Annotated in this window: 2 protein-coding genes; both read right to left on the bottom strand. The window is 66.5% G+C overall.

What is annotated here, in order from left to right; all coding sequences use genetic code 11:
* Window positions 1-262 (bottom strand): ATP-binding protein (locus J7643_19940; protein ID MBO9542867.1); only part of this gene is annotated, 262 nt, incomplete at its 3' end.
* Window positions 263-306: 44 nt separating this feature from the next.
* Entirely contained in the window at window positions 307-657 is a 351-nt protein-coding gene (locus tag J7643_19935) for a nucleotide pyrophosphohydrolase (GenBank protein ID MBO9542866.1), read from the bottom strand.
* Window positions 658-958: the final 301 nt, after the last annotated feature.

Raw genomic sequence — 958 nt, 5'->3', positions numbered from 1 at the left:
CGGCCTGGCCGGAGAGGATGAAGTCGATCCGCTTGGCGGTCTGCGGGATGCCGAACTCCACGCCGATGCCGATGTCGTCGGGGATGTCGCCGTCGCGCAGCACCCGGGCCATCGCCGTGAGCGAGGCGCGCCAGGCCTTGAACTCGCCGGTCAGGGCGTAGCGCCCGGTCTTCTGCACGTAGGCCGACGAGACGACATCCTCGATCTGGTCGTTGTCGCAGTCGTGCAGGAATTTCGATTTCGTCGCCTGGTAAACGATCACGCCAGCCTTTCCCCTTGGCTCGCAGGTTTGGTTTCTCGCCGGATTCAGAGCTCGGTGTATTTCCTGCTGCTGCCCCGTGCCTTGTCGGCCGGGTATTTCTCCGCGTTGATCGTCAACTTCTGCCGGGCTGCTTCGAGCGGGTCGATGCCCAGCTTGTCGGACAGCTGCAGCAGATAGAGCAGGACATCGGCGATCTCGTGGCCGACCTTGAGCCGCTGCTCCTCGCTGAGCTGGCGGCTCTGCTCGTCGGTCAGCCACTGGAAGTGCTCGAGCACTTCGGCCGCCTCGATGGACAGGGACGCGGCGAGGTTCTTCGGCGTGTGGAACTGGCCCCAGTCGCGCTCCTCGGCGAACTGGCGCAGGGCGGCCTGAAGCTCCTCGATCTCACGGCTCACGCGTGTTCCCTCCCCGGGAATGTGACGCCGACAGAGTATAGGCGAGGGTGGGAGTTACCTGAACGGGCGGCCGGCGGGCGGCTTTGCCGGCGCCAAGGCAGGTTTGCCGGCGCGATCGCAAGGCTCCCGGGCTTGCGCGCGAACCTTCGAGCCTTGCGCGCAAGCCTCTGACCCTTGCGCGCAACGCTCAGACCCTTGCGCGCAAGCCCGGGAACACCGACGCCAGGGCTTTTGACCTTGCGCGCAAGCCTGGGAGCCTTGCGATCGCAAGGCTCCGGGCGTTGCGCGCAACGGCGGGAGC

The organism is bacterium (assembly GCA_017744355.1).
GTDB lineage: Bacteria > Cyanobacteriota > Sericytochromatia > S15B-MN24 > UBA4093 > JAGIBK01.
This window is presented reverse-complemented; position numbering and strand designations above follow the sequence as displayed.